Below are 805 nucleotides of genomic sequence, written 5' to 3' on the forward strand. Positions count from 1 at the left end.
GGTTGTCCCCTCATCCCGGCAGCAACACGCTCAGGTGCATAAGGATTTTCTGAATGCACTTGCAGCAGCCATCTCTCCGGATAAAAAAGTCATCATCATTACTGATGCTGGTTTCCAGAGCGCCTGGTTCCGTCATGTCCGCTCACTGGGCTGGGATTTTATTGGCCGGATACGGGGAAACGTCCAGTTCCGGCTGGCCTGTTTTCCTGAACGATGGTTAAAACTGAAAATGTTGCGAGCCAGCAGTAAAGCAAAATATCCGGGGGCAGGAACGCTGGTCAGGGCTGAATATGGGCGATGTGAGGGCCATTTTTATTTCCATAAAAGAGCATCAAAAGAGAGAAAGAACCAGCGCGTCCGCTGCCGGATCTCACGTTATTCTCAGGAAAAAGCAGGCAGAGAGGCGGCAAAAGAGCCCTGGTTAATCTTCAGCAGCACGAATGAATTTGAGGCCCGAAAAATCATGAAGTTATACAGCAGAAGAATGCAGATAGAGCAAAACTTCCGGGATGAAAAAAGTGAACGCTTTGGTTTTGGTCTCAGAGCCAGCCACAGCCATTCAGCGGGTCGTCTGCTGGTACTGAGCCTGCTGGCAACCCTGGTAACTATAGTGATGTGGCTGTTGGGTTATCATGCTGAAAATAAAGGACTACATCTGAGATATCAGGCGAACAGTCTGAAGTCGAGAAGAGTCATTTCGTATCTGACATTAGCGGAAAATGTCCTGCGACATTCTCCGCTAATTTTAAGACGAACGGTGCTGAGCACCGTTCTTAACCACCTCGCCAGAGCCTACCGAAGTATG

At 49.1% G+C, this 805-nt stretch carries 1 protein-coding gene; it reads left to right on the forward strand.

Annotated elements, in window-relative coordinates; translation table 11 throughout:
- Positions 1–805 (forward strand): IS4 family transposase (locus tag GJV78_RS22700; protein WP_155110311.1); only part of this gene is annotated, 805 nt, incomplete at both ends.

The organism is Intestinirhabdus alba, from assembly GCF_009711095.1.
Classification (GTDB): Bacteria; Pseudomonadota; Gammaproteobacteria; order Enterobacterales; family Enterobacteriaceae; genus Intestinirhabdus; species Intestinirhabdus alba.